This window comes from Rhodococcus oxybenzonivorans, from assembly GCF_003130705.1.
GTDB classification, from domain to species: domain Bacteria; phylum Actinomycetota; class Actinomycetes; order Mycobacteriales; family Mycobacteriaceae; genus Rhodococcus_F; species Rhodococcus_F oxybenzonivorans.
This window is the reverse complement of record NZ_CP021354.1, coordinates 2,403,311-2,426,897: the sequence shown is the minus strand read 5'-3', so window position 1 is coordinate 2,426,897 and position 23,587 is coordinate 2,403,311. Positions and strand designations below refer to the sequence as shown.

Genomic DNA, 23,587 nt, shown 5'->3' with positions numbered 1-23,587 from the left:
ATGAGCGACCTCCACGTGGGTAGCCCCCGAAGCACCCAGTTACTTCGGCTCGCCACCGCCGGCAGTGTGGACGACGGCAAGTCCACTCTCGTGGGCCGACTGTTGTACGACACGAAGTCGGTACTCGCCGACCAGATCGATGCCGTCACCCGGGCCTCGGTCGACAAGGGTCTGTCCACCCCCGACCTGTCGCTGCTGGTGGATGGTCTGCGCGCCGAACGCGAGCAGGGCATCACCATCGACGTCGCCTACCGGTACTTCGCCACCCCACGCCGGTCCTTCGTGCTGGCCGACACCCCCGGGCATGTGCAGTACACCCGCAACACCGTGTCGGGCGCGTCCACCGCGCAGCTGGTGATTCTGCTGGTCGACGCCCGTAAGGGTGTGATTTCGCAGACCCGTAAGCATGCTGCCGTTCTAGCTCTGCTCGGGGTTCCCAAGCTGGTGCTGGCGGTCAACAAGATCGACCTCGTCGAGGATCCGGCCACTGTGTTCGCCGAAATTTCGGCGGAGTTCAACTCGCTCACCAGTTCACTCGGCTGGGCGTCCGAGGACGTCCTCGAGATCCCCGTGTCAGCACTGCACGGCGACAACGTCGCGGTCCGATCGGACAACACGCCGTACTACGACGGTCCCACTCTGATCGAGCACCTCGAGTCCGTGCCGGTGGACGCCGAACCGCACCGGGTCGGCCTCCGCTTCCCGGTCCAGTACGTGATCCGACCCCGCACCCCCGAATTCCCGGATTACCGCGGATACGCCGGGCAGGTCGCGGCAGGTGCGGTGGAGCCCGGGGACGAAGTGGTGATCCTGCCGTCCGGTGTGCGCACCACGGTGACCCGGATCGATACCGCGGACGGTGAACTCGACAGCGCACACGCAGGCCGAAGCGTCACCCTGGTTCTCGCCGACGACGTCGACGTCTCGCGTGGCGACGTCATCGCCTCGCCCGCAGATGCGCCGGAACCGCTCGGTGATTTCGATGCCACCGTGTGCTGGTTGGCCGAGAAGCCGCTGCGTCCCGGGGCGCGGCTGCTCCTCAAGCACGGCACCCGCACCACCCAGGCCATCGTCGGCACCCTGGTCGAGCGTCTCAACGAGCAGGAACTCACCTCCGAGCCCAGCCCGGAGTCGTTGGAGCTCAACGAGATCGGGAAGATCTCGGTGCGTGTCGCCGAACCGATCGTCGCGGACGACTACACGGTGAACCGCCACACCGGCAGCTTCCTGCTGATCGATCCGGCCGGCGGCAACACGCTCGCCGCAGGACTCGTCGGAGACGCCATCGCCTCGGTGGAGCTCGGCGAGCGCGTCTGAGTGCAGTGACGCCGCTGATCGCTGTCGCACACGGCAGTCGCGACCCGCGCAGTGCGCAGGTGGTGGCGGCTGCCGTGTCGGCGCTGCGCGAGAGACGTCCGGACCTCGATGTCCGCCTGTGCTTCCTCGACCTCACTGCGCCGTCGGTCGATCAGGTGATCGACGCGGTGGCCGCGGAGGGCCATGACTCGGCGGTGGTCGTACCGATGTTACTGGGCGCTGCCTTCCACGCCCGGGTCGACCTACCCGCACTTCTCGACGCCGCCCGACGACGGCACCCCCGGCTCGAGGTCCGTCAAGCCGACGTACTCGGGCATGATCCCCGGCTCCTCGACGCCGTCCGTGACCGGATCGTCGAGGCCGGCGGCTCCACCGGCGAGTCCGGTCTCGGGGTGGTCCTCGCGGCGGTCGGCTCCTCGGAGCCGGCAGCGAACGACCGAACCCGGAGGCTGGCCGACGCACTTCTCGCCGGCACCCGGTGGTCCGGCGCTGTCACCTGTTTCGCCACTTCAACCGAACCGACGGTGCAGCAGGCGATTGCGCATCTTCACGCGTCAGGTGCGTCACGCATCGTGATCGCGCCGTGGTTCCTCGCCCCCGGACTGCTCACCGACCGGCTGAGCCGTGCAGCCGAGTCCTGCGCAGGCGACATCACCTACTCCGCCACCATCGGACCGCACTCTCGGCTGCTCGACGTCATGCTCGATCGGTATGCGGACATGCGCACCGAGTCGCGGACGTGCACTGTCTTGTCCGCCTGAGCACCCGCCGCCCGGCACGAAAACAGGATCAACCCCTCGCGACGCATTCATTCGCCTCTGGCGCACCGCCGTCGTTCTGGATCAAACTGAAACAGAGGCGAGGGAGTCCACCATGGCTACTGAGATCATCCGGCACGGAATCGTGGCAGGCATCGACGGATCGGACGGCGCAGTGGAGGCGGCGCAGTGGGCCGCCTCCGCAGCGGAGCGCTTCGAGGAGCCGCTGCGCCTGGTCCACGTGCTGCCCAAGCATCCCGAGTCACGCGGCCGGGTGCCCGCGGGCGAGCCCCGGCACGACTTCCGCGCCGAGGCAGAGGCGCTCCTCGCGGCAGCGGAACGCGCGTTGCGTGATGGTCGTGCTGACATGGAGATCGAGCGGAGCATCGTCGACGGACCCCCGGCACGAGTGTTGATCGATCTGTCCCGTACCGCGCGGATGATCGTCCTCGGGCCTGCGGCCACCAGTGAAATGAAATCGGTGTATGCCGGTTCCGACGTCGTGCGGGTGTCGAACCACGCCGAATGCCCGGTCGTTGTGTGGCGTGGGATCCAGGGCCACGAGGTCAGCGGCAATCGCCCGATCGTGGTGGGTGTGGACGGCAGTGAACTGAGCGACATGGCGGTGTCCCACGCCTTCGAATTCGCGTCCTTTTTCGGCGCCCCACTGGTCGCCGTGCACACCTGGGCGGAGCACTCCACGTTCGGGGCGTGGTACTCGGAGGCGCGGCGATTCATGGACTGGACCGACCTCGTTCAGCACGAGGAGGCCTGGCTCGCAGAGAGCCTTGCCGGATGGTGCGAGCAGTACCCTGAGGTGGAGGTCACGCGGTGCCTCGAGCGGGGCGGGCCGATGAAAGTGCTCCTCGAGTACTCGTTCGGGGCGCAGTTGATTGCCGTCGGCAGTCACGGGCGCAGCCCCTTCACCGCGTCGTTCATCGGCTCCACCAGTCAGAGCCTGATCCACCACGCACGGTGCCCGGTGCTGGTCTGCCGTAAAGGCTGAGCGCACGCAGGCAATTGCGATCAGGCTAATTAATATCGACGTAGTACAGAACCAATCTTGTGCCGGAATCCGGCGTCGCATCCAGCAATCCAAAATGCTCCTGAACTGCGTCTTTTTGGTTGACAGAAGCAGTGCCCCACGTGGTGGCAGTCGTGAACTAGATCGATCCGGTGGGTTTCGACGAGGCACGTTTCCGGGAGGTCGAGTCCGATCTACGCATACTTGCCGGGCATCTGGGTGCGGCCGATCTCACCGTCATCCCTGCGTCGGCGACACTGGGCGACAACGTCGTGCACCGCTCCACCACCACTCCGTGGTACGCAGGTCCCACTCTGCTCGAGTATCTCGAATCCGTGGAACTCGCTGCCCCCTCGGCGAACACCGCTCAGCTGCGCTTGCCCGTCCAGTGGGTTGCGCGCCCGACTGAAGGCCGCCGACGGCGCTACACCGGTCGACTGTCGGCCGGCACTCTCACAGTCGGCGACGAAGTTGTGGTGTTGCCCGCGGGCGCGCGAAGCACGGTGACGGCCCTCGATACGCTCGACCCCGAACGCTCCGTCGCCGTTGCGCCCCTCTCGGTGTCGTTGGAACTTGCCGACGACATCGACGTCGCACGGGGCGATCTCATCGTCAGTGCCCATGCCGATGCCTCGGCGCCGGTGCCGGCGCGAGAGATCGATGCGACCGTGTGCTGGCTCGGTGAAACCCCTTTGCGTGCCGGCGATCGCATCGCCGTGAAGCACACCTCCCGCACCGTTCGCGCCACGGTGCAGGCGTTGCACACTCGACTGGACCCGGAAACTCTCGACGAACACGACTCCCCCGCCGAACTCGCTCTCAACGACATCGGCCGGATAACGCTGCGCACCAGTACCGTCGTCCTCGCCGACACGTATGCGGAAAACCGGGATGGCGGCGCATTCATCCTCATCGACGAGAGCAGTAACGACACGATCGGCGCCGGCACTGTCCTCGACTCCCGGGAAGTGGTACCGGGAGCGCAGACGAGACGCGATATCACCTGGCACCCTTCCTCTCTCGACCGTGGCCGTCGATGGGCGGCGACGGGTCAGCGCGGCGCCACCATCTGGCTCACCGGGCTTCCCGCCTCGGGGAAGTCGACGGTCGCTGTAGCACTCGAACGCACGCTCGTCGATGCGGGGCGAACGGCATATCTGCTCGACGGCGACAATGTGCGGCACGGAATCTCCGACGATCTGGGGTTCAGCCCGGGGGACCGCACCGAGAATATCCGGCGAGTCGGACACCTCACCCGATTGTTCGCCGACGCCGGGGTGGTCGCCATCGCCTCGATGGTGTCTCCACTTCGGTCGGATCGCACCATTGCGAGGGCCCTCAACGAGGCGGCGGGACTGCCGTTCCTCGAGATTCACGTGAGCACGCCGGTAGAGGAATGCGAACGAGGAGACCCGAAGGGCCTCTACGCTCGTGCGCGGGCCGGCGAGCTGCGTGGCCTCACAGGTGTGGACGCGCCTTATGAGGAGCCTGATGATCCGGACCTCGCGTTCGATACCACGGGCGCCGATCTCGACGAACTCGTACAACGCATCCTTGCCGTACTGGCCCGACACGAGGTTCGGTAGCGCTGGCGCGGCGCCGTGGAGGCCCGAGGCCGGGTCTGCTCACGCCCGCGCGGACCGGAGTACAGCGTCGTAAAGGGCGACGCGATCATCGAAAGGTCGCCGGACCCGGCCGAAATCCTGCACGGCGTCGGAACCGCGACCCGCTACGACGACGACGTCACCGGGTGCGGCCAGCGTGACCGCGGTCGCGATGGCCTCGCCGCGTTCGGGGACGACGAGTACCTCAGCGGTCTTCACCCTCCGCGCCGCTCCTGCGACGTCGTCCCGCAGCACCTCGGCATCTTCCGAGAATGGGCTTTCGTCTGTGACGACGACGATGTCGGCGAGCTCGGCCGCCGTCGTCCCCAGCGGGGCACGCTTACCCGGATCACGATTGCCGGTCGCCCCGATGACGACGATGACCTTGCCCCGGGTCAGCGAGCGAAGATACGGGAACAACCGCCGCTGACCTCCCGTGTTGTGCATGTAGTCGACGAAGGCCAGGAAGGGCTGGCCCGCGTCGATCGCTTCGAGACGACCCGGCACGGTGTCGAGGCCCTCGATTCCGGCGATCGCGCCGTCGAGGTCGACCCCGCGCACAGTCAGGGCCGTGACAGCGGCAAGTGCGTTGTCCACCTGATGGGCGCCCAGGAGCCGCAGTCGAATCGTGGTCGTCCCCGACGGGCCGTGCAACCTGAACGACGTTCCACCCTCGTCGGCGTGCACGTCGTCGCCGTAAATATCTGCCGCCACAGACTTCGAGGAAAAGGTCAGCCGGGGCACGGACACAGTGGCGGCAAGGCGGCGACCGAATTCGTCGTCTATGCCGATTGCCGCAGTCGCACAACGCTCGGCGCTGAACAACCTCGCCTTCGCGGCAAAATATGAATCCATATCTTTGTGGAAATCGAGATGGTCCCGTGCCAAATTGGTGAATACGGCTACACCGAACGACGTTCCGTCGACGCGATGCAGCGCGAGCCCGTGGCTGGACACCTCCATCGCCACCGCGGAGACACCCTGGTCTTTGAAAGCGGCGAGAGTCTGCTGGAGTTCGGATGCCTCGGGAGTGGTCCGGACAGCGTCCCGCGAACCGCAGCATCCCCGCACCGTGATGCCGGTAATCCGTCCGGCGGCAATTCCGGCGCCGCGCAAACCGGCCTCGAGTAGATATGCGGTGCTGGTCTTTCCGTTCGTTCCCGTCACGCCGTAGACATCGAGTGCGCCGGAGGGATTTCCGTAGAGTGCGGAAGCGAGCGGCCCTACAGCACACCGCGGATCGTCCACGACGATGGTCGGCAGGAGTTCCGACGGGTGGTCACTCAGCATCGCGACCGCACCATGCGAGACGGCTTCGGCGGCGAACGCGGCGCCGTGCCAGCGCTGGCCGGGCAGCGCCGCATAGAGGTCGCCCGGACGGACGAGACGCGAGTCCTGACTGATACCCGTCACGACTTCCTCCCCGGTCCCGAAGAGCACTGCCGCCCCGCCGAGGCGGCGCAGCACCTCGCGCAGAGGTGTGGGCGGACGGGACGGGCAGTCGATGCTCACGCTCTCAGTGCACCACTGCCGCGGGGCGTGCGAGGGCTGAACCGGATCTTCGATCCGGCCGGTCAGGTGTCGGTGTTGTTCCGCGGTTCGTCGAGGATGCCGCGCTCCGCGCTGTACGCCGACCGCACATCGGGCGTGCGGTCCAGTTTGGCGAGATACTTCTCCATTGGGGTTCGGGCGTAGGCGGTGCCCTCCTCATCGCTCGGAATGGCGTCGCCGGTGTCCCGTCGCCACGCGTGAAGCTCGAGCGACAACTCGGCCCGGATGCCGGCGAAGGATTCGGTGTCTGCGACGTTGACGCGTTCGTCCGGATCGGCAGCGAGGTCGTAGAGCTCCCTGCTCGGACGCGGCCCGAGGTGCTCGGTACCCATCGCGTCACCGGACAGGCTGTTCTGGATGTCGAGCGGAAGGTCGAGAACGGGCCGGGGCGCATAGTTCTCGATGTAGCTGTACTGCTTCGATCGCACAGCGCGGATCGGGTCGAACGTGTCGTGGAAGGTTTTCTCGGTGAACACCACCTCGCGCGCCTGGTCGTTCGACGCACCCAGTAATTGTTCGGCGTGGGAGACGCCCTCCACCTCCGCGGGCACCGGCACACCGAGCAGGTCGAGAAGAGTGGGCACCAGATCCACACCACTGAACAATCCGTCGTAGACACGGGGCGCCGCGCGCAACCGGCGCGGTGGGCGGATGATCGTCGCGATCCCGGTACCCGGCGCATACAGGTTCGACTTGGCCCGGGGGAACGCTTCGCCGTGGTCGGTGAAGAACACGACCCACGTGCTGTCGTCGAGTCCCTCGGCCTCCAGCGTGTGCAGCAGCCGTCCAACGGCCGCGTCAGCCACCTCGATCGAACCGTGAAACCCGGCCAGGTCTTCGCGCACCTGCGGCCGGTCCGGCAGGTACGACGGCACCGCGAAGCTCTCCGGGTCGGCCGGCCGGTAGCGGTCCGCCGGGTACGGGCGGTGCGTCTCGAAGAATCCAGCCGTCAACAGGAACGGCTGTGGAGGGAATCGGGACAACCACCCGGACGCACGATCGGTGACGTAGTCGCAGTACGAATTCGTCACGTCGTAATCGTGGTAGCCGAGCCGCTTCGGGTATGCCGTCTCGTGCTGCATGCCGAACAGGGCCGTGTACCACCCGGCGTTCGACAGAACAGACGGCAACGTCTGCACGTCGTCGTGATACTGCCATCCGTGATGGGCGAGTCCGACGAGACCGTTGCTGTGCGGGTACCGGCCCGAAAACAATGCGCCCCGCGACGGGGAGCACAGGGGTGCCACCGCGTGCGCGTCGGTCAGCCGCACTCCCTCCGCGGCGAGCCGGTCGAGGTTCGGACTTCGCACACCGGACGCACCGTAACAACCCAGATGCCTGCCGAGATCGTGCCAGTGCACGATCAGCACGTTGTCACGGGTCGCCGGCACTGCCGGAGTTGTCACAATCGCCCCTCGTCGGCTCGGGATTACAGAGACACCGGGCTAGAGAGACACCGGGTTATAGAGACACCGGGTTATAGAGACACCGGGATTTCCGCCTCGGGAAGCTCCGGTACCCGGGTGGCCCGCGCGTACACAGTTTCACCCTCCTGCAGGTGCAGCGCCGCGCTGTCACCCCGCGTCACCTGGGCCGAGAAACGCTCGCCGGTCGCCTCGTTGCGCAGATCGACCCGCACCTCGAACCCGAGATGCACCACCCGTTCCACAGTGGCCCGTGTCACCCCGAGCGACTCCGCGGTTCCCGCCTTCTGGGCAAGTGCCATGTCGGGGTCGCGGCCGAGCCGGATGTCGTGAGGACGGACCAGCTGGCCGTTGAGCTTGGCCACCGAACCGAGGAACGACATCACGAAATCGTTGGCCGGACGATCGTAGAGGTCTGCCGGTTCACCGATCTGCTCGATGCGGCCCTTGTTGAGCACGGCGATCCGGTCGGCGACATCGAGTGCCTCCTCCTGATCGTGGGTGACGAGGACGGTGGTCACGTGCACCTCGTCGTGGAGCCGGCGCAGCCAGGTGCGCAGGTCGGTCCGCACCTTGGCGTCGAGGGCACCGAACGGCTCGTCGAGGAGCAGCACCTGGGGATCGACAGCCAATGCCCGGGCGAGCGCCATGCGCTGTCGCTGCCCGCCGGACAGCTGAGCCGGGTATCGGTGCTGGAACCCGTCGAGCCCGACGATTCCGAGGAGCTCGTTGACCTTCTTGTCGATCTCCGGCTTCGGCCTCTTTCGAATCTTGAGTCCGAATGCGACGTTATCGCGCACCGTCATGTGCTTGAACGCCGCATAGTGCTGGAACACGAATCCGATGTCACGTTTCTGCGGCGAGACGTTCGTGACATCTTTCCCGCCGATCACCACCGTGCCGGAGTCGAGTGCCTCCAGGCCGGCGATGGAGCGCAGCAGTGTCGACTTGCCGGAACCACTCGGACCGAGGAGCGCAGTGAGCGAACCCGAGGGGATGTCGATGGTCACGTCGTCGAGGGCAGCGAACGATCCGTAGTTCTTGCGCGCGCCGGTCACGGTAATCATGTGGTGCTCCTCTTACGGTCGAGCAGAGTCATCAGAAGCAGGCTGAGTACGGCAATGCCCATCAGCAGGGTGGCCGCCGAATATGCCCCGAAGGTGTTGTGGTCGTCGATGTACCGCGAATGCACCAGCAGTGTGAGGGTCTGCGAGACTCCGGGGAACCCGGACGACACCATGATGACGGCGCCGAACTCGCCCAACGAGCGGGCGATCGTGAGAATTACCCCGTACGTCAGACCCCACCGGATGGCAGGGAGGGTGATCAACCAGAAGGTCTGCCACTTGTTTGCTCCGAGCGTCGCGGCCGCCTGCTCCTGTTCTTCCCCGATCTCGTGCAGCACGGGCTCCACCTCGCGCACCACGAACGGAAGCGTCACGAACAACGTGGCGATCACCATTCCCGGCAGTCCGAAGATGACCTTGAACCCGAGCGATTCCACTCCCCCGAACCAGCCATTGGTACCCCACAGCAGGATCAGCGACACACCCACGACGATCGGGGACACGGCGAACGGCAGATCCACCACGGCTTGCACCAGACCACGACCCGGGAATCGTCCCCGTACGAGAGCGAGGGCGGTCACGATTCCGAACACCACGTTGATCGGCACGACGATGGCGACGATCAGCATCGACAGGTTGAGCGCCGAGATTGCCGCCGGGGTCGAGATGGAGTCGATGAACGCACCGATGCCACGCTCGAACGTTCGGTAGAGAATGACCGCGATCGGCACGACGAGAAGGCCGAACAGGTAGAGCAGCGCGACGGTGCGCAGAGTGATGCGGGTGGGTCCCGACAGTTTCATTCCGCCTGCTCCTCACGACGCTGGCCACGACTCGCGAGAAGCCGCAGAACGAACAACGTCACGAACGCGATGGCCAGAAGTGCCACCGACACGGCCGCCGCAGCGGCAGGCCGATCGATCTCGATCTGTTGTTGAATGTACTGCGATGCCATCTGGGTCTCACGCGGAATGTTTCCGCCGATGAGGACCACCGACCCGTATTCGCCGATCGCGCGGGCGAACGCCAGCCCTGCACCGCTGATGATCGCAGGCATGAGGGTCGGGAGGACGACTCGCCGGAAGATCGTCACATTGTCTGCACCGAGCGACGCCGCAGCTTCTTCCACTTCCCGGTCCACCTCAATCAGTACCGGCTGCACCGAACGCACCACGAAGGGCAGCGTCACGAATGCGAGTGCCACGATCAGTCCGGGTTGCGTCGCGTTGAGGTAGATGTGAATGGGACTTTCCGGCCCGTAGAGGGCGAGCAGGACGATGCTGGCCACGATCGTCGGGAGTGCGAACGGGAGATCGATCAGCGCATTGACGATCCGTTTGCCCGGAAACTCGTCGCGGACGAGCACCCACGCGATCAGTGTGCCCATCACCACGTTGATCACCGCCACGACGACCGACACCATGATGGTGACCCGCAGGGAGGCCAACGCGACCGGACTGGTGACGGCATCGACGAAGCCGCCGATGCCGTCACCGAACGACGCAACGGTCAGGGCGGCGAGGGGAAGCACCACGATGATGCTCAGCCACAGGGTCGCGACACCGATGCCCAACGGTCCGACCGCGCCGGTGACCTGAACGAGTTTCTTACGGGTGCGGCGATCGGGCGGGGACGGCACCGTGGTGCCGGTGCCGACCGCCGTCGTCGTTGGTGCGTCGCTCATGTCGGTGTTACCTGGTTGCGTTGTCGTAGATCACGGCGATCGACCCGGTGTCCTTGGCGAACAACTCGGGGTCGACCTTCGACCAGCCGCCGAGGTCGGCGATGGTCCACAACTTCGCCGGCTGGGGGAACTTGTCGGCGAACTCCGTCGCCACGGCCGGGTCGACCGGACGGAACCCGGCCTCCGCCCACAGCTTCTGCCCCTCGGGGGTGTAAAGGAAGTCCTTGAACGCGTTGGCCTTGTCGAGGTGCTTGCTGTTGGACAGCACGGCGACCGGATTTTCGATCTTGAAGGTGGTCGGCGGGGTCACATGCTCGACCGGATCACCGTTGCTCTCCATGAACAGCGCCTCGTTCTCGTAGCTGAGCAGCACGTCACCGGTGCCTTGCAGGAACGCCTCCGACGCCTCGCGGCCCGACTTCGGCTGAATCCTCACGTGGTCGTTGACCAGCGAGGTGATGTAGGCGAGACCGGCGTTCGGATCCTGGCCGCCGTTGCTCTTCGCGGCATACGGTGCGAGCAGATTCCATTTCGCCGATCCGGAGCTGAACGGGTTGGGCGTGACCACCTCGACGTCGGGGCGCAGGAGGTCGTCCCAGTCTCGGATGTTCTTCGGGTTGCCCTCACGCACGACGATCGTGACCACCGAACCGAAGGGGATTCCGTTGTACGCATCCTGGTTCCACGTCTTGTCGACCAGTCCCGCGTCGACGAGACGAGTGACGTCGGGCTCGACCGAGAAATTGACGAAATCGGCCTCGGCACCGTCCTTGACCTTGCGAGACTGGTCACCGGACGCGCCATACGACGGCTGGAACGCGACGTTCTTGCCTTCTTCGGTGGCGTTGAACGCGGGCATCAGCTTGTCGTAGCCGGGCTTGGGCACCGCGTACGCGAAGAGGTTGATGGTGCCGGCACTGCCGTCTGCACCCACCGCGTCGCTGCCGACGGTGTCGCTCGCGCCGCCGCTGCACGCGGTCAGCGCCACAGCTCCGAGTGTCACGAGGGCCGTGAGAAGGCTACGAGAACGGCGTTTCATGGAGAAACCTTCCTGGGAAATATTCACAGAGGAGTAGTAGGAAACGAAAGAGGGGACGCGCCCGTCGGCACCCGCAGGAACGCAACGGAAAGAGCGATGCGGCATCGGCGGCGGAACTGCTCGATGCGGGAAATGCCGACTGCTGGGTGCGGGGTGAGAATCAACAACAGTCGATGTCGGCGACTGCAAGCATGCCGACAGCGATCAACGCCAATTCATGGCGGACCTGGTGTACAGCGGCTTCAGACACGCCGTGGACTGTAGCAGAGGCTGAACCAGCCTCTCGAATCGAACCGAGCTATCGGGTGAGCAGCCAGGCGACGACAACGAGAACGAGGAGCGCGAGTAAGGCGAGTGTGACGCGGGAGCGCGGCATCAGGGTTCCTCCACTGTGGGAACATCCCGCCTGAGCAGGACGAAGACTGCGGCCAGTGCTCGATCGAGCAGCCACGCGACGCCGCGGCACACCGGCACCATGACCAGCAGCACGAGAGCGACTTGAGGAACGAAGGGAAGGCCGGCGATCCACAGCTCGAAGCCGTCCCACCAACTCGCCATCAATTCCACCGCACCACCCTATCGCCCGCCGATGCCGGGAGGCCGCACAGGTGGACGGCGCGACGCAGGCGGTCGATGATGTCCAGATGGTGTCCACCGAGAACCAGAAGCTTCCGTTCGGGCCGACGACCCCTGGTAAGACCGCATCCGGCGGGCACCATCGGCACGACACGTTTCCACCGATCGACGACTACGCGTTCCTCTCGGACTGTGAAACGACGTGCCTGATCGCCCGTAACGGGGCCGTCGAATGGATGTGCATCCCACGTCCCGACTCCCCCAGCGTCTTCGGCGCGATCCTCGACCGCAGCGCCGGCCACTTCCGCATCGGTCCGTACGGGCAGAACGTGCCGGCGGCCCGCCGCTACTTGCCGGGCGGGCTCATCGTCGAGACCACCTGGCAAACCGAGACGGGGTGGCTGATCGTCCGTGACGCGCTGGTGCTCGGCCCGTGGCACAACACCGAGCAACGCTCCCGTTCGCATCGGCGCACACCCACCGACTGGGACGCCGAGCATGTTCTGCTGCGAACGGTCAAGTGCGTCAACGGAACGGTCGAATTCGAGATGAGCTGCGAACCGGCCTTCGACTATCACCGTGGCACAGCGCACTGGGAGTACACGGGCAAGGTGTACGAGGAGGCCACGGCCACCTGCAACGCGAGCGGCCCGGGTGATCATCCGGTGCTGCGGCTCACCACCAATCTGAAGATCGGCCTCGAGGGCCGCGAGGCCAGGGCCCGAACCCGCATGGTCGAGGGCGACAACGTGTTCGTCGCGCTGTCCTGGTCACACCTGCCCGCACCCCAGACGTTCGACGAGGCCGCCCATAAGATGTGGCACACCGCGAAATGCTGGCGGGAATGGATCACCATCGGCCGTTTCCCCGACCACAAGTGGCGCGGTTACCTCCAGCGGAGTGCGCTCGCGCTGAAGGGTTTGACGTACGCGCCCACGGGCGCTCTTCTGGCCGCGTCCACCACCTCCTTGCCGGAAACACCTGGCGGGGAACGTAACTGGGACTATCGCTACGCGTGGGTTCGCGATTCGACCTTCGCGTTGTGGGGTCTGTACAGTCTCGGGCTCGACCGTGAAGCCAACGATTTCTTCTCGTTCATCTACGACGTTTCTGCCTCCGAGGACGGCCACCATCATCCGCTCCAGGTCATGTACGGCGTCGGGGGCGAGCAGACCCTCGATGAGGCCGAACTGCATCACCTGTCCGGGTACGGCGGGGCGAAGCCGGTGCGCATCGGCAACGGTGCATACAACCAGAACCAGCACGACATCTGGGGAACGATCCTCGACTCGGTGTATCTGCACGTGAAGTCGCGGGAGCGGGTTCCCGAAACGTTGTGGCCGATGCTCAAACGTCAGGTCGAGGAAGCAGTCAAGCATTGGCGGCACCCGGACCGCGGCATCTGGGAGGTGCGCGGCGAACCACAGCACTTCACCTCGTCGAAGATCATGTGCTGGGTAGCCCTCGACCGCGGCGCCAAACTCGCCGAGCAGCAGGGTGAGGCGAGTTATGCCCAGCAGTGGTCGGACCTGGCCGACGAGATCAAGGAGGACATCCTCGAGCACGGGGTGGATCGTCGCGGTGTCTTCACTCAGCGCTACGGCAGCGACGACCTCGACGCCTCACTGCTTCTTGCCCCGCTACTGCGGTTCCTTCCAGCGGACGATCCGCGTATCCGCGCCACGGTCCTCGCCATCGCCGACGAGCTGACCGAGGGCGGCCTGGTCCTGCGCTATCAGGTGGAGACCACCGACGACGGACTCGAGGGCAAGGAGGGCACGTTCACGATCTGTTCCTTCTGGCTGGTCTCGGCGCTCGTCGAGATCGGTGAGCTCGACCGCGCCAAGGATTTGTGCAACCGGCTGCTGGGCTTCGCGAGTCCACTGAAGTTGTACGCGGAGGAAATCGACCCGGCGTCGGGACGACATCTGGGCAACTTCCCGCAGGCGTTCACCCACCTGGCGTTGATCAACGCTGTGGTTCACGTCATCCGCGCCGAAGAGGCCGCCGCGGGCGGCTTCCAACCTGCGCATCAGACCGTCTGATCAGGTGGCCACTGCCTCGAGCTGGGGCATGATCCGGTTCAGGGAATACACCAGCGAGCGGCTCGACGGCGTGTTGAATCCCACCACGGTCGCGTAGTCCTGGGCCGCGAGCCCACCGCCACGTACCGACGGGAGCTCGGCGAATCCTGGCAGTGCCATCAGGTCCTCGCGCGTGCCGCCGTTGGGCAACATGACGACGAGATCGGCGTCCAGGGCGTCGACCCTTTCCGGGCTCAGCATCAGCCGACCGCCCGTGGCACCCGCCTCCTCGACGAGATCCGGCGGCAATGTCAGTCCCAGCCGGCGAAAGACGGTACTCGCGCCGTCGTCAGGATCGGCCACCACCACCAATTGATCGGTGGCGAACATGAATTGGGAGAGGACAGCCGTCTTGCCCGCGAGGCCGGGCAGGCGCTCGGTCAGGCCGTTCACGAATCCGTCGGTCTTGGCGACGATCTCGGCTGCCTGCCCCTCCTTACCGAGCAGTCGACCGAGCATCTCGACTTGCAATTCCCACGGGTCGACCTGTTCATTGCCGATCGCCGCAACGGTGGGTGCGATGCCGGAGATTCGATCGAAGTCGTCTTGATCCGTGATGGCGAACGAACCGAGGATCAGGTCGGGATTCATGGCGGCGATTTCTTCGGCAGGCAACGGCGCACCCGACTGGGTCACCGACGCGCGGTCCAGTTCGACCGCCGACTCGGCAACGTCGGATTCCCACGGATAGAGTCCCCGCTCGTCCCCCCTCGGACCAGCTGAGAGATATCCCACCGGCTGGACGTCGAATTCCCGCAACGCGTCGAGCCATTGGCTGCTCGTCGCGACGATCCGGGTCGGTGTGCCCTCCACGGTCGTCGTGCCGAAGCGATGGTCGACCGTGATCTGCCGCTCGGCTACCTCGTCGGAACGAGCGTCGACGCTGCAGCCGGCACCGGCGAACATCACCGACATCACGACCGCGATGACCAGACCTCCAGGCACAGCGCACCCCTCTCCGATAAGCCAAGGCTAACCTTGGCATATCGGAGGACTCGGCGCTACACCTTCGTTGCCGTCACTTCGCGAAACGCGTCAGCAGTCGCTCCGCGTCGGCGGCGATCCGGCGGACCACCTCTCCCGCCGGCTGCTCGGAAGTGACCAACCCGGCCGCTTCGCCCGCGTACACGACCCCGAGGTCGGGATTCGCGGGGTCGTACGCCGTGGCGAGTTCGCTCTCTGCGGCGCCGGCGTCGTGCCACTTGCCGGTGAAGTCGTTGCGCAGCGCCCGGCCACCCCACCGCGAAGGCCACGGTTGGCTGCGGGCCTGGTCGAACACCGAGGTGTAGACGGTGTCGGCGCTGCCCGCGGCGATCAGTTTGCTCCGCGCATACTCCGGGCCGATGGTCTCCGGGCTCGCGAGCAGGACGGTCCCGATCATCGCGCCCTCGGCGCCGGCGGCGATCACCGCGGCAAGGCCGCGACCGGTCGCGATTCCTCCTGCGGCGAGCACGGGCAACGACGTGGCCTCGAGGATCTCCTGCAGCAGGGGCAGCGTCCCGATTCGACCGGTGTGACCACCGGCTTCACCGCCCTGGGCGATGACGACGTCCACGCCGGCAGCTTCCACCACGCGAAGGTCCTCGACGGTGTTGACCTGCGACACCACGAGCGCACCGATGTCGTGGACCCGATCCACATACGGTGCGGGGTTCCCGAACGAGAGCGAGACCACCCGCGGGTTCTGAGCCAGAGCGGCGTCGAGCAACGCGTCATCGTCGTCGAGCGCCCAGGTCATCAGGCCGATCCCGAAGGCGTCCCCGCCGATACCGCGCGCGATCGCCACCTCGTCCGCGATCCACTCCGGGGTGGCATAGCGGGCTGCCCCGAGTAGGCCGAGCCCGCCCGCCTTCGACACCTCACCGACGAGAGTGCCGCCTGCCCGCCCGCCCATCGGGGCTCCGAAGATCGGCACCTCGATCCCGAGAGTCCGGGTCAGCCAGGTTTCGATTGCCACGCCGCGTACCTACTTTCGTTCGGACACCCCGGAGGGAACGCCTCCGGGCGGGGCTGCGTTACTTCTTCGGCTTGTCGCCGACCGCTTCGGAGGACAACGCGGCGACGAAAGCCTCCTGGGGAACTTCTACTCGGCCAATGGTCTTCATGCGCTTCTTGCCCTCCTTCTGCTTTTCGAGCAGCTTCCGCTTACGGCTGATGTCGCCGCCGTAGCACTTGGCAAGCACGTCCTTGCGGATCGCGCGGATGTTCTCACGGGAGATGATCTTCGCGCCGATGGCCGCCTGGATGGGCACCTCGAACTGCTGGCGCGGAATGAGCTCGCGCAGCTTGGACGTCATCCGTCCGCCGTAGGCGCCGGCGGCAGAGCGGTGCACGATCGACGAGAACGCGTCGACGGCCTCGCCCTGGAGCAGAATGTCGACCTTCACCAGATCCGCTTGCTGTTCACCGGACTCTTCGTAGTCGAGGCTCGCATACCCCTTGGTGCGGGACTTCAGCGCGTCGAAGAAGTCGAACATGATCTCGCCCATGGGCATTTCGTAGCGCAGCTCGACTCGGGTCTCCGACAGATAGTCCATGCCGCCGAGTTCACCGCGCCGGTTCTGGCACAGCTCCATGATCGCCCCGATGAATTCGCTGGGCGCGATGACGGTGCACTTCACCATCGGCTCGTACACCTCGCGGATCTTGCCCTCCGGCCAGTAGGACGGGTTGGTGACGACGTGCTCGGCACCGTCCTCCATCACCACGCGGTACACCACGTTGGGTGACGTGGAGATGAGTTCGAGGCCGAACTCACGCTCGAGGCGGTCGCGGGTGATCTCCATGTGCAGCAGTCCGAGGAACCCGCACCGGAAGCCGAATCCGAGCGCCACCGACGTCTCCGGCTCGTAAGCGAGTGCGGCGTCGTTGAGGCGCAGCTTGTCCAGGGCGTCGCGCAGCACCGGGTAGTCGGAGCCGTCGAGGGGATACAGACCCGAATAGACCATCGGCTTGGGGTCGCGGTAGCCGACGAGCGGTTCCGTGGCGCCACCACGCGCTGCGGTGACGGTGTCGCCGACGCGCGACTGCCGCACGTCCTTCACACCGGTGATGAGGTAGCCCACCTCGCCGACACCCAGTCCGATGCTCGCCTTCGGCTCCGGCGAGATGATGCCGACCTCGATGAGGTCATGGGTGGTGCCGGTCGACATCATGGTGATCTTCTCGCGTGGGGAGATCCGCCCGTCGACCACGCGGACGTAGGTGACGACACCGCGGTAGGCGTCGTACACGGAGTCGAAGATCATCGCGCGCGCCGGTCCGTCGGCGTCGCCGACCGGCGCCGGGATCTGCTTCACGACCTCGTCGAGAAGTTCCTTGACGCCCACACCGGTCTTGCCGGACACGCGCAGCACGTCGCCCGGCTCGCAGCCGGTGATGTGCGCGATTTCCTCGGCGTAGCGGTCGGGATCGGCGGCAGGCAGATCGATCTTGTTGAGCACCGGGATGATGGTGAGGTCCTTCTCCATCGCCAGATACAGGTTGGCCAGTGTCTGCGCCTCGATGCCCTGAGCGGCGTCGACCAGCAGCACCGCGCCCTCGCACGCCTCGAGGGCGCGCGAGACCTCGTACGTGAAGTCGACGTGCCCGGGCGTGTCGATGAGGTGCATGACGAATTCCTCGTCACCTACCTTCCACGGCAACCGGACGTTCTGCGCCTTGATCGTGATGCCGCGTTCGCGCTCGATGTCCATGCGGTCGAGGTACTGGGCCCGCATCTGCCGTTCTTCGACCACGCCGGTGAGCTGAAGCATGCGGTCGGCCAGCGTCGACTTGCCGTGATCGATGTGCGCGATGATGCAGAAATTCCGGATCTGTGCGGGATCCGTGAACGTCTTGTCGGCGAAGCTGCTGATGGGGGACCCCTTACCTGGACCGGCACCGGCCCGGTTCCGGGCCACTGTCACCTGTCAGGATATCCAAGCCACCGGACTCCGGCTGCTGCGGCATACACGCACTAAGCTCGACGGCCATGGCGAGCACGTGGAGCAGCATCGGGAAGACACTGGCCAAACTGGCGCGAGACAAGGGCCCCCAGTTGCTGCAGCAGCTGCAGAAGTCCGGCGCACTCGACCGCGCAGCCGGTGTGCTGACCGGTTCGGCGACCACCGCGCCGAAGCCGAGCCCTGGCCGCCCGGTTACCGCGAACTCCGCGCCGACTGCCCACCGTGCCCGCAAGGTGCAGTACTCCCCCGATCTGGACGGGCGCGCGGACCCGGGCGAGATCGTGTGGACCTGGGTGGCGTACGAGGAAGATCCTGCACAGGGCAAGGATCGGCCGGTACTGGTCGTCGGGCGGGACGGCGCGACCCTCCTGGGCCTCATGTTGTCCTCGCAGAGCAAGCACGACGGTGACCGCGACTGGGTGGCGGTCGGCTCGGGTTCCTGGGACTCCGAGCGTCGCCCGAGCTGGGTCCGCCTCGACCGGGTGCTCGACGTGCCCGAGGAAGGGATCCGGCGCGAGGGCGCCGTCATGGAGCGGACGACGTTCGAGCTCGTGGCAAGGCGGCTGAGAGCCGATTTCAGCTGGCAGTGAGATCCGCCGCGACCATCTCGGCGATGGCGGCCATCGCCCGCTCGTCCGGGTGAGCCGTGCCCGGCGTTCGTCAAAGGGAGCCGGCTTTCGTCAGCTCTGCAGGCGGTCGTACCTGCCGAACAGCGAGCGGTAGGCCAGGGCGCCCACCGCACCGCCGATCAACGGGAAAACAAGGAACAACCACACCTGCGACAGCGCGCCGACCTGATACGGGGCCACAGCGAGACTGCGGGCGGGGTTCACCGACGTGTTGTCGATCGGAATGGACACCAGGTGGATCACCGCGAGGGTGAAGCCGATGGACACACCCGCCAGCGGTACATCCGAGATCTGGTCGGTCGAGGCCAGGACGACGAACACGAGCAAAGCGGTGAGGAGGACCTCGACGATCATCGCAGCACCGATGCCGTATCCGTTCTCCAGAATGCCGCCCAGCGGGCCTTTGATCGCCGAGGGGCTGTGCTCACCCCAGCCGTTGGCCCCGAGCCCGTCGGCCTTGCGGTCGTACGACGGCAGACTCTGCGCAATTGCGTAGATGACGAGTCCTGCGAGGAGGCCGCCGATCACCTGGGCCACGATGTACAGACCGGCCCGGACCACCGACACTCGGCCGAGGGCCAGATGTCCGATGGTGACGGCCGGATTGACGTGACACCCGGAAATGGGACCGATGGCGTAGACGAGGAAGAGGAGCGTCAGTCCGAAAGCCAGGGCGACACCGAGATTGCCGACCTTGGCTCCGGCGAACACCGCCGTGCCCACTGCCGAGAAAACCAGCACGAAAGTGCCGATTGCCTCCGCCGAGTACTTCTTGATGTCCGAGATCGGCTCGACCTCTACGTATTCCTGTGCGGTTGGAGACATTGAACCCACCTTCGTCGGAATGGATCGTTAGTCCTTGCTTTCCACAGTTCTGCGCCGGACTTTACGCCAGGCGTGTGATCTCCACGACGACTTCGAGGTCTGTTGCCTGCCCTCCCGAGAAGATTCCCTTGAGCGGCGGGACGTCGGCGTAGTCACGCCCGACACCCACCGACACGTGCTGCTCGTTGACGGCCACAGCGTTGGTGGGGTCGTATCCCCACCACGCGCCGGTCCATGCCTCCACCCAGGCGTGGCTCTCCCCCGCGATCGTGTCGTCCAGTGCCGCATCCGCTTTCGGGTGCAGATATCCCGACACGTACCGGCTGGGAATCCCCATGCTCCGTAACAGGACGAGCGTCAGGTGGGCGTAATCCTGGCATACGCCTTCCCGTTCGGCCCAGGCCTCGACTGCCGACGTGTGCACGCCCGTGGTCCCGGGAACGTACGCCATTTCCGCGTGCACCCAGTCCGCTGCGGCCACAACGGCTTCCTCGGGCGTGCACCCCTTGCGGAGGTCGCGAGCGATCGCGTCGAGCTTCCGGTGGCGGGGCGCGTACTCGGTGTTGCTGAGCTGCTCGTTGAACCGGTCGGTCACCGCCGGCCCCGCCAGTTCGTCCCAATCCACCGACTCCTCGGGAGCCGAGAACGGTTCCGTCTCCACGACCGACAGCCCTGTGACCTCGAGTTCCCGATGCGGCGCATGCAGATCGAAGGCGGTGACCGCGGTACCCCAGTAGTCGGTGTAGCGATACGAACGGGTGGCCGGGGTGGTCTCCACTCGGTTGAGAATCACCGTCTGCCTGCTGTCGCCGCGGGGCGTGAGCCGCGCCTCGTTGTATGAAGACGTCACCGGCGCGTCGTAGGCATAACCGGTGGTGTGCACCACCCTCATTCGCCAGCTCACAACTCTCCTTCCACGACGGCTTCTGCGCCGACGGCCCGTGCATCGGTCCACGCCACCCACGGCGCGGCGTGAAAATACTGCAGTGCGATCGCTTCTCCGAGCTCACGGCAGGTGTCCTGCAAGCCCACCAACCGGTCCTGGAGGTCCTCGAGGAGAACGCCGGGGGGCAGGAACTCGAGTTCGCTCCGCGCCCGTCCCAGCAGACGCTGCGCCTCGGCGCGCGGTCCCACCCGGCTGTCGGGTTGATGGTCGAGTTCCGCGAGACATTGTTCCGCCTGCCGGATGGCATGGAACACCGACCGCGGGAACAAGCGGTCGAGGAGGATGAACTCGACGACGCGGTTGGCGTCGAGCGCGCCGCGGTAGGTGCGCAGGTACGTGTCGTGAGCGCCCGCCGAACGTAGAACCGTCACCCACGCCGGAGACGACGGTCGGTCGCCCGCGCGGGACAGCAGCATTCGCGCCAGCATGTCGACACGTTCGATCGAGCGGCCGAGCAGCAGGAAGCGGTAGCCGTCGTCACGACTCATCGTGGAGTCGGCGAGACCGGCGAACATCGCCGCGCGCTCCTCGACGTAGCGGAAGAACTCGTGCGGCCCAAGCCGTTTGGCTGCGCGTTCGCGTTCCGCCAGACCGTTGTACGTGGCGTTGAGGCACTCCCACATCTCACTCGACGTGACCTCGCGGGCGCCTCGGGCGTTCTCGCGCGCGCTGGCGAGCGAGTCGATGATCGAGCCGACCTGATTACGACTGAAGGCGACGAGTTCGGTGACCGAGCGCACGTCGAGTTCCGTACTCGGAGCAGGGATCCCGAGAACCCGCAGGAGCAGCCGGGACGTTCGGTCCGGATCCACCGACGCATCGTCGAGCAGTTGATGCACCGCGACGTCGAGAATCCGCGCCATGTCGTCGGCACGCTCGACGTACCGGCCGATCCAGTACAGCGATTCCGCGTTTCTCGCCAGCATCAGCCCTCACCTCCACACTTCTGTTGCTGTTGCTGTTGCTGTTGCTGTTGCGACGTACTGAGTTCGGGACCCTGTTCGGCTTCTGCGGTCTGCGCAGGTTCGGTGACGAGTTCCTCGCCCGCGAGCTCCTGTTCCTCATCCGAGGTTCGGCTGGCGAGCACCCAGGTGTCCTTGCTGCCACCGCCCTGACTGGAATTGACCACGAGAGAACCCTCGGGCAGGGCAACCCGGGTCAGTCCCCCCGGCAGCACCCACACGTCCTCGCCGTCGTTCACCGCGAACGGGCGAAGGTCGACGTGCCGGGGCACGAGCTCGTCACCGATCTTGGTCGGCACCGTGGACAACTGGACCAGCGGCTGGGCGATCCATCCGCGCGGGTCTGCCCTGATTTTCCGGGTGATCGTGTTCAGTTCCTTGGGTGAGGCGTCGGGACCGAAGACGATGCCGTATCCACCCGAACCTTCCACCGGTTTGATGACCAGTTCGTCCACGCGGTCGAGCACCTGCTCGCACTCGTCGTCGAGCCAGCACCGGAACGTGTCGACGTTCGCGAGCAGCGGTTTCTCACCGAGGTAGTAGTCGATGATCTGCGGCACATAGGTGTAGACCAGCTTGTCGTCGGCGACACCGTTTCCGACGGCACTCGAGATGACGACGTTGCCGGCCCGCGCGGCGTTGAGAACACCGGCCACGCCCAATACCGAATCCGGCCGGAAATGCATCGGGTCGAGGTAGTCGTCGTCGATGCGGCGGTAGATCACGTCCACCTGGCGCTCACCCTCGGTGGTGCGCATGTAGACCATGTTGTCGCGGCAGAAGAGGTCGCGGCCCTCGACGAGTTCCACCCCCATCTGGCGCGCGAGCAGTGAATGCTCGAAATAGGCAGAGTTCGCGACACCGGGAGTGAGCACCACCACGGTGGGATCGGCCTCGTTGAGCGCGGCAGACGCCCGCAGCGCGCGCAGTAGATGCGTGGAGTAGTCGCCGACCGAACGCACGCGGTGGGACATGAAGAGGTCGGGGAAGACGCGCGCCATGGTGCGGCGATTCTCCATCACATAGGACACTCCCGACGGCGAGCGCAGGTTGTCCTCGAGTACGCGGAACACCCCGTTCTCGTCACGAACGAGGTCGATACCGGCCACGTGAATGCGCACACCGTTGGGTGGAACGATGCCCGACGCCTCCCGGTGGAAGTGCTCACACGAGGTGACCAATCGTTTCGGGAGGACGTGATCGCGGAGGATGCGCTGCTCCCCGTAGACGTCGTGGAGGAACATCTCCAGCGCTTTCACGCGCTGCTTGATCCCTTTCTCGAGGCGCGTCCACTCCGCGGCGGCGATCACCCGGGGGACGAGATCGAGCGGAAACGGCCGTTCCTGACCTGAGAGGGAGAATGTCACGCCCTGGTCGATGAAGGCCCTGCCCAGCGCCTCGGAGCGGGCGGCGAGATCGGCGCTGTCGGCTGGCTCGAGGGCCTTGAAGACACCCTTGTAGGGCGGCCGGACACTGCCGTCACGGTCGAACATCTCGTCGAACGCCAGCCCGTACCCTCCCACGTCGACATAGCCGTCGAACACGTGCGCGGGCCGCGCCGGCTTGCGTGATCGGGTCGTCACAGAGGCTCGCGACTGAACTGCTGACGCTTTCACGCCCTTCTGTCTGCTGTCGCCCGAGGTGGGAGCCGGCACCTTCGAGGTTCCCTGCGACTTCGATACTGTTGACGACTTCGATGCTGGGGGCGTCATCCCAGACATGCTGCTACATGCACACCCGTTCAGCAGCGCAGCCGCCCTGTCCCCGGCGCGTCCGGGGTCCGGTTTGAGATCGGACCCCGATCACTGGTAATCTCGCCTGTCGGTGCATAAGTGTGCGCCCACAGCTTTCTAGACCGTATCCAGCTTAAGACGACAGGATTTTACGCGTGGCCAACATCAAGTCCCAGGTGAAGCGGATCCGTACCAACGAGGCGGCCCGACTCCGTAACCAGTCGGTGAAGTCCTCGCTGCGCACGGCCATCCGCTCGTTCCGCGAGGCTGCGGCGGCCGGTGACAAGGACAAGGCCAACGAGCTCCTCGTCGCCACCAGCCGCAAGCTCGACAAGGCGGCCAGCAAGGGCGTCATTCACGCCAACCAGGCTGCCAACAAGAAGTCTGCTCTCGCGCAGGCTCTCAACAAGATCTGAC

At 65.8% G+C, this 23,587-nt stretch carries 21 protein-coding genes and 1 pseudogene; 7 read left to right on the top strand and 15 right to left on the bottom strand.

What is annotated here, in order from left to right; translation table 11 throughout:
- The 4 genes and pseudogenes from CBI38_RS11630 to cysC form a co-directional block, all read left to right on the top strand.
- Positions 1–1,317 (top strand): sulfate adenylyltransferase subunit 1, encoded by a 1,317-nt coding sequence (locus CBI38_RS11630; RefSeq protein ID WP_109328995.1) that lies wholly within the window; start codon positions 1–3, stop codon positions 1,315–1,317.
- A gap of 5 nt (positions 1,318–1,322) precedes the next feature.
- Positions 1,323–2,078, top strand: a complete 756-nt coding sequence (locus CBI38_RS11625; RefSeq protein WP_109328993.1) for a sirohydrochlorin chelatase — start codon at positions 1,323–1,325, stop codon at positions 2,076–2,078.
- A gap of 112 nt (positions 2,079–2,190) precedes the next feature.
- Positions 2,191–3,081, top strand: coding sequence for a universal stress protein (locus tag CBI38_RS11620; RefSeq protein ID WP_109328991.1), 891 nt, complete (start codon positions 2,191–2,193; stop codon positions 3,079–3,081).
- A gap of 131 nt (positions 3,082–3,212) precedes the next feature.
- A pseudogene (cysC, locus tag CBI38_RS11615) lies at positions 3,213–4,685 on the top strand (adenylyl-sulfate kinase); the annotation flags it as partial.
- Between the two features lie 39 nt (positions 4,686–4,724).
- Here cysC and CBI38_RS11610 read toward each other — a convergent pair.
- From CBI38_RS11610 to CBI38_RS11580, 8 genes are all read right to left on the bottom strand, one after another.
- Entirely contained in the window at positions 4,725–6,215 is a 1,491-nt protein-coding gene (locus tag CBI38_RS11610; RefSeq protein ID WP_109328989.1) for a UDP-N-acetylmuramoyl-L-alanyl-D-glutamate--2,6-diaminopimelate ligase, read from the bottom strand.
- Positions 6,216–6,277: 62 nt separating this feature from the next.
- Positions 6,278–7,660 (bottom strand): sulfatase family protein, encoded by a 1,383-nt coding sequence (locus CBI38_RS11605; protein WP_418328321.1) that lies wholly within the window; start codon positions 7,658–7,660, stop codon positions 6,278–6,280.
- A gap of 71 nt (positions 7,661–7,731) precedes the next feature.
- The gene (locus CBI38_RS11600; protein ID WP_109328985.1) at positions 7,732–8,745 is read right to left on the bottom strand and encodes a sulfate/molybdate ABC transporter ATP-binding protein; all 1,014 of its coding nucleotides are present in this window, start codon (positions 8,743–8,745) and stop codon (positions 7,732–7,734) included.
- The gene (cysW, locus tag CBI38_RS11595) at positions 8,742–9,548 is read right to left on the bottom strand and encodes a sulfate ABC transporter permease subunit CysW (RefSeq protein ID WP_109328983.1); all 807 of its coding nucleotides are present in this window, start codon (positions 9,546–9,548) and stop codon (positions 8,742–8,744) included. Before cysW ends, CBI38_RS11600 begins: the two co-directional genes overlap by 4 nt.
- Positions 9,545–10,429, bottom strand: coding sequence for a sulfate ABC transporter permease subunit CysT (gene cysT, locus CBI38_RS11590; protein WP_109328981.1), 885 nt, complete (start codon positions 10,427–10,429; stop codon positions 9,545–9,547). The genes cysW and cysT overlap by 4 nt, the downstream gene beginning before the upstream one ends.
- A 7-nt stretch (positions 10,430–10,436) precedes the next feature.
- Entirely contained in the window at positions 10,437–11,468 is a 1,032-nt protein-coding gene (locus CBI38_RS11585) for a sulfate ABC transporter substrate-binding protein (protein ID WP_109328979.1), read from the bottom strand.
- Positions 11,469–11,628: 160 nt separating this feature from the next.
- The gene (locus CBI38_RS40570) at positions 11,629–11,718 is read right to left on the bottom strand and encodes an Ms4533A family Cys-rich leader peptide (RefSeq protein WP_317746273.1); all 90 of its coding nucleotides are present in this window, start codon (positions 11,716–11,718) and stop codon (positions 11,629–11,631) included.
- A 125-nt stretch (positions 11,719–11,843) separates the two neighbouring features.
- Entirely contained in the window at positions 11,844–12,026 is a 183-nt protein-coding gene (locus CBI38_RS11580; RefSeq protein ID WP_305086569.1) for a hypothetical protein, read from the bottom strand.
- An 86-nt stretch (positions 12,027–12,112) separates the two neighbouring features.
- Here CBI38_RS11580 and CBI38_RS11575 point away from each other — a divergent pair, with 86 nt between their 5' ends.
- Positions 12,113–14,089 (top strand): glycoside hydrolase family 15 protein, encoded by a 1,977-nt coding sequence (locus CBI38_RS11575; protein WP_109335008.1) that lies wholly within the window; start codon positions 12,113–12,115, stop codon positions 14,087–14,089.
- Here CBI38_RS11575 and CBI38_RS11570 read toward each other — a convergent pair whose 3' ends face one another.
- From CBI38_RS11570 to lepA, 3 genes are all read right to left on the bottom strand, one after another.
- Positions 14,090–15,073, bottom strand: a complete 984-nt coding sequence (locus tag CBI38_RS11570; protein WP_230990155.1) for an ABC transporter substrate-binding protein — start codon at positions 15,071–15,073, stop codon at positions 14,090–14,092.
- Positions 15,074–15,146: 73 nt separating this feature from the next.
- The gene (locus tag CBI38_RS11565) at positions 15,147–16,085 is read right to left on the bottom strand and encodes an NAD(P)H-dependent flavin oxidoreductase (protein WP_109328976.1); all 939 of its coding nucleotides are present in this window, start codon (positions 16,083–16,085) and stop codon (positions 15,147–15,149) included.
- A gap of 58 nt (positions 16,086–16,143) precedes the next feature.
- Entirely contained in the window at positions 16,144–18,036 is a 1,893-nt protein-coding gene (gene lepA / locus CBI38_RS11560; RefSeq protein ID WP_109328974.1) for a translation elongation factor 4, read from the bottom strand.
- Positions 18,037–18,101: 65 nt separating this feature from the next.
- Between lepA and CBI38_RS11555 the strand changes: the two genes are divergently transcribed.
- Positions 18,102–18,665, top strand: a complete 564-nt coding sequence (locus tag CBI38_RS11555; RefSeq protein WP_109328972.1) for a type II toxin-antitoxin system PemK/MazF family toxin — start codon at positions 18,102–18,104, stop codon at positions 18,663–18,665.
- 90 nt (positions 18,666–18,755) lie between these two features.
- Here CBI38_RS11555 and CBI38_RS11550 read toward each other — a convergent pair whose 3' ends face one another.
- The 4 genes from CBI38_RS11550 to CBI38_RS11535 all read right to left on the bottom strand — a co-directional run bounded on the left by CBI38_RS11550 (position 18,756) and on the right by CBI38_RS11535 (position 23,020).
- Complete coding sequence (locus CBI38_RS11550; protein ID WP_109328969.1) at positions 18,756–19,529, bottom strand: aquaporin; 774 nt, start codon at positions 19,527–19,529, stop codon at positions 18,756–18,758.
- A 61-nt stretch (positions 19,530–19,590) separates the two neighbouring features.
- The gene (locus CBI38_RS11545) at positions 19,591–20,421 is read right to left on the bottom strand and encodes a transglutaminase family protein (RefSeq protein ID WP_109328968.1); all 831 of its coding nucleotides are present in this window, start codon (positions 20,419–20,421) and stop codon (positions 19,591–19,593) included.
- An 8-nt stretch (positions 20,422–20,429) separates the two neighbouring features.
- Entirely contained in the window at positions 20,430–21,401 is a 972-nt protein-coding gene (locus tag CBI38_RS11540) for an alpha-E domain-containing protein (protein WP_109328966.1), read from the bottom strand.
- Positions 21,401–23,020, bottom strand: a complete 1,620-nt coding sequence (locus CBI38_RS11535) for a circularly permuted type 2 ATP-grasp protein (protein ID WP_109335006.1) — start codon at positions 23,018–23,020, stop codon at positions 21,401–21,403. Before CBI38_RS11535 ends, CBI38_RS11540 begins: the two co-directional genes overlap by 1 nt.
- A 305-nt stretch (positions 23,021–23,325) precedes the next feature.
- Between CBI38_RS11535 and rpsT the strand changes: the two genes are divergently transcribed.
- Positions 23,326–23,586, top strand: coding sequence for a 30S ribosomal protein S20 (gene rpsT, locus CBI38_RS11525; RefSeq protein ID WP_109328964.1), 261 nt, complete (start codon positions 23,326–23,328; stop codon positions 23,584–23,586).
- The last annotated feature ends 1 nt before the right edge of the window (position 23,587 follow it).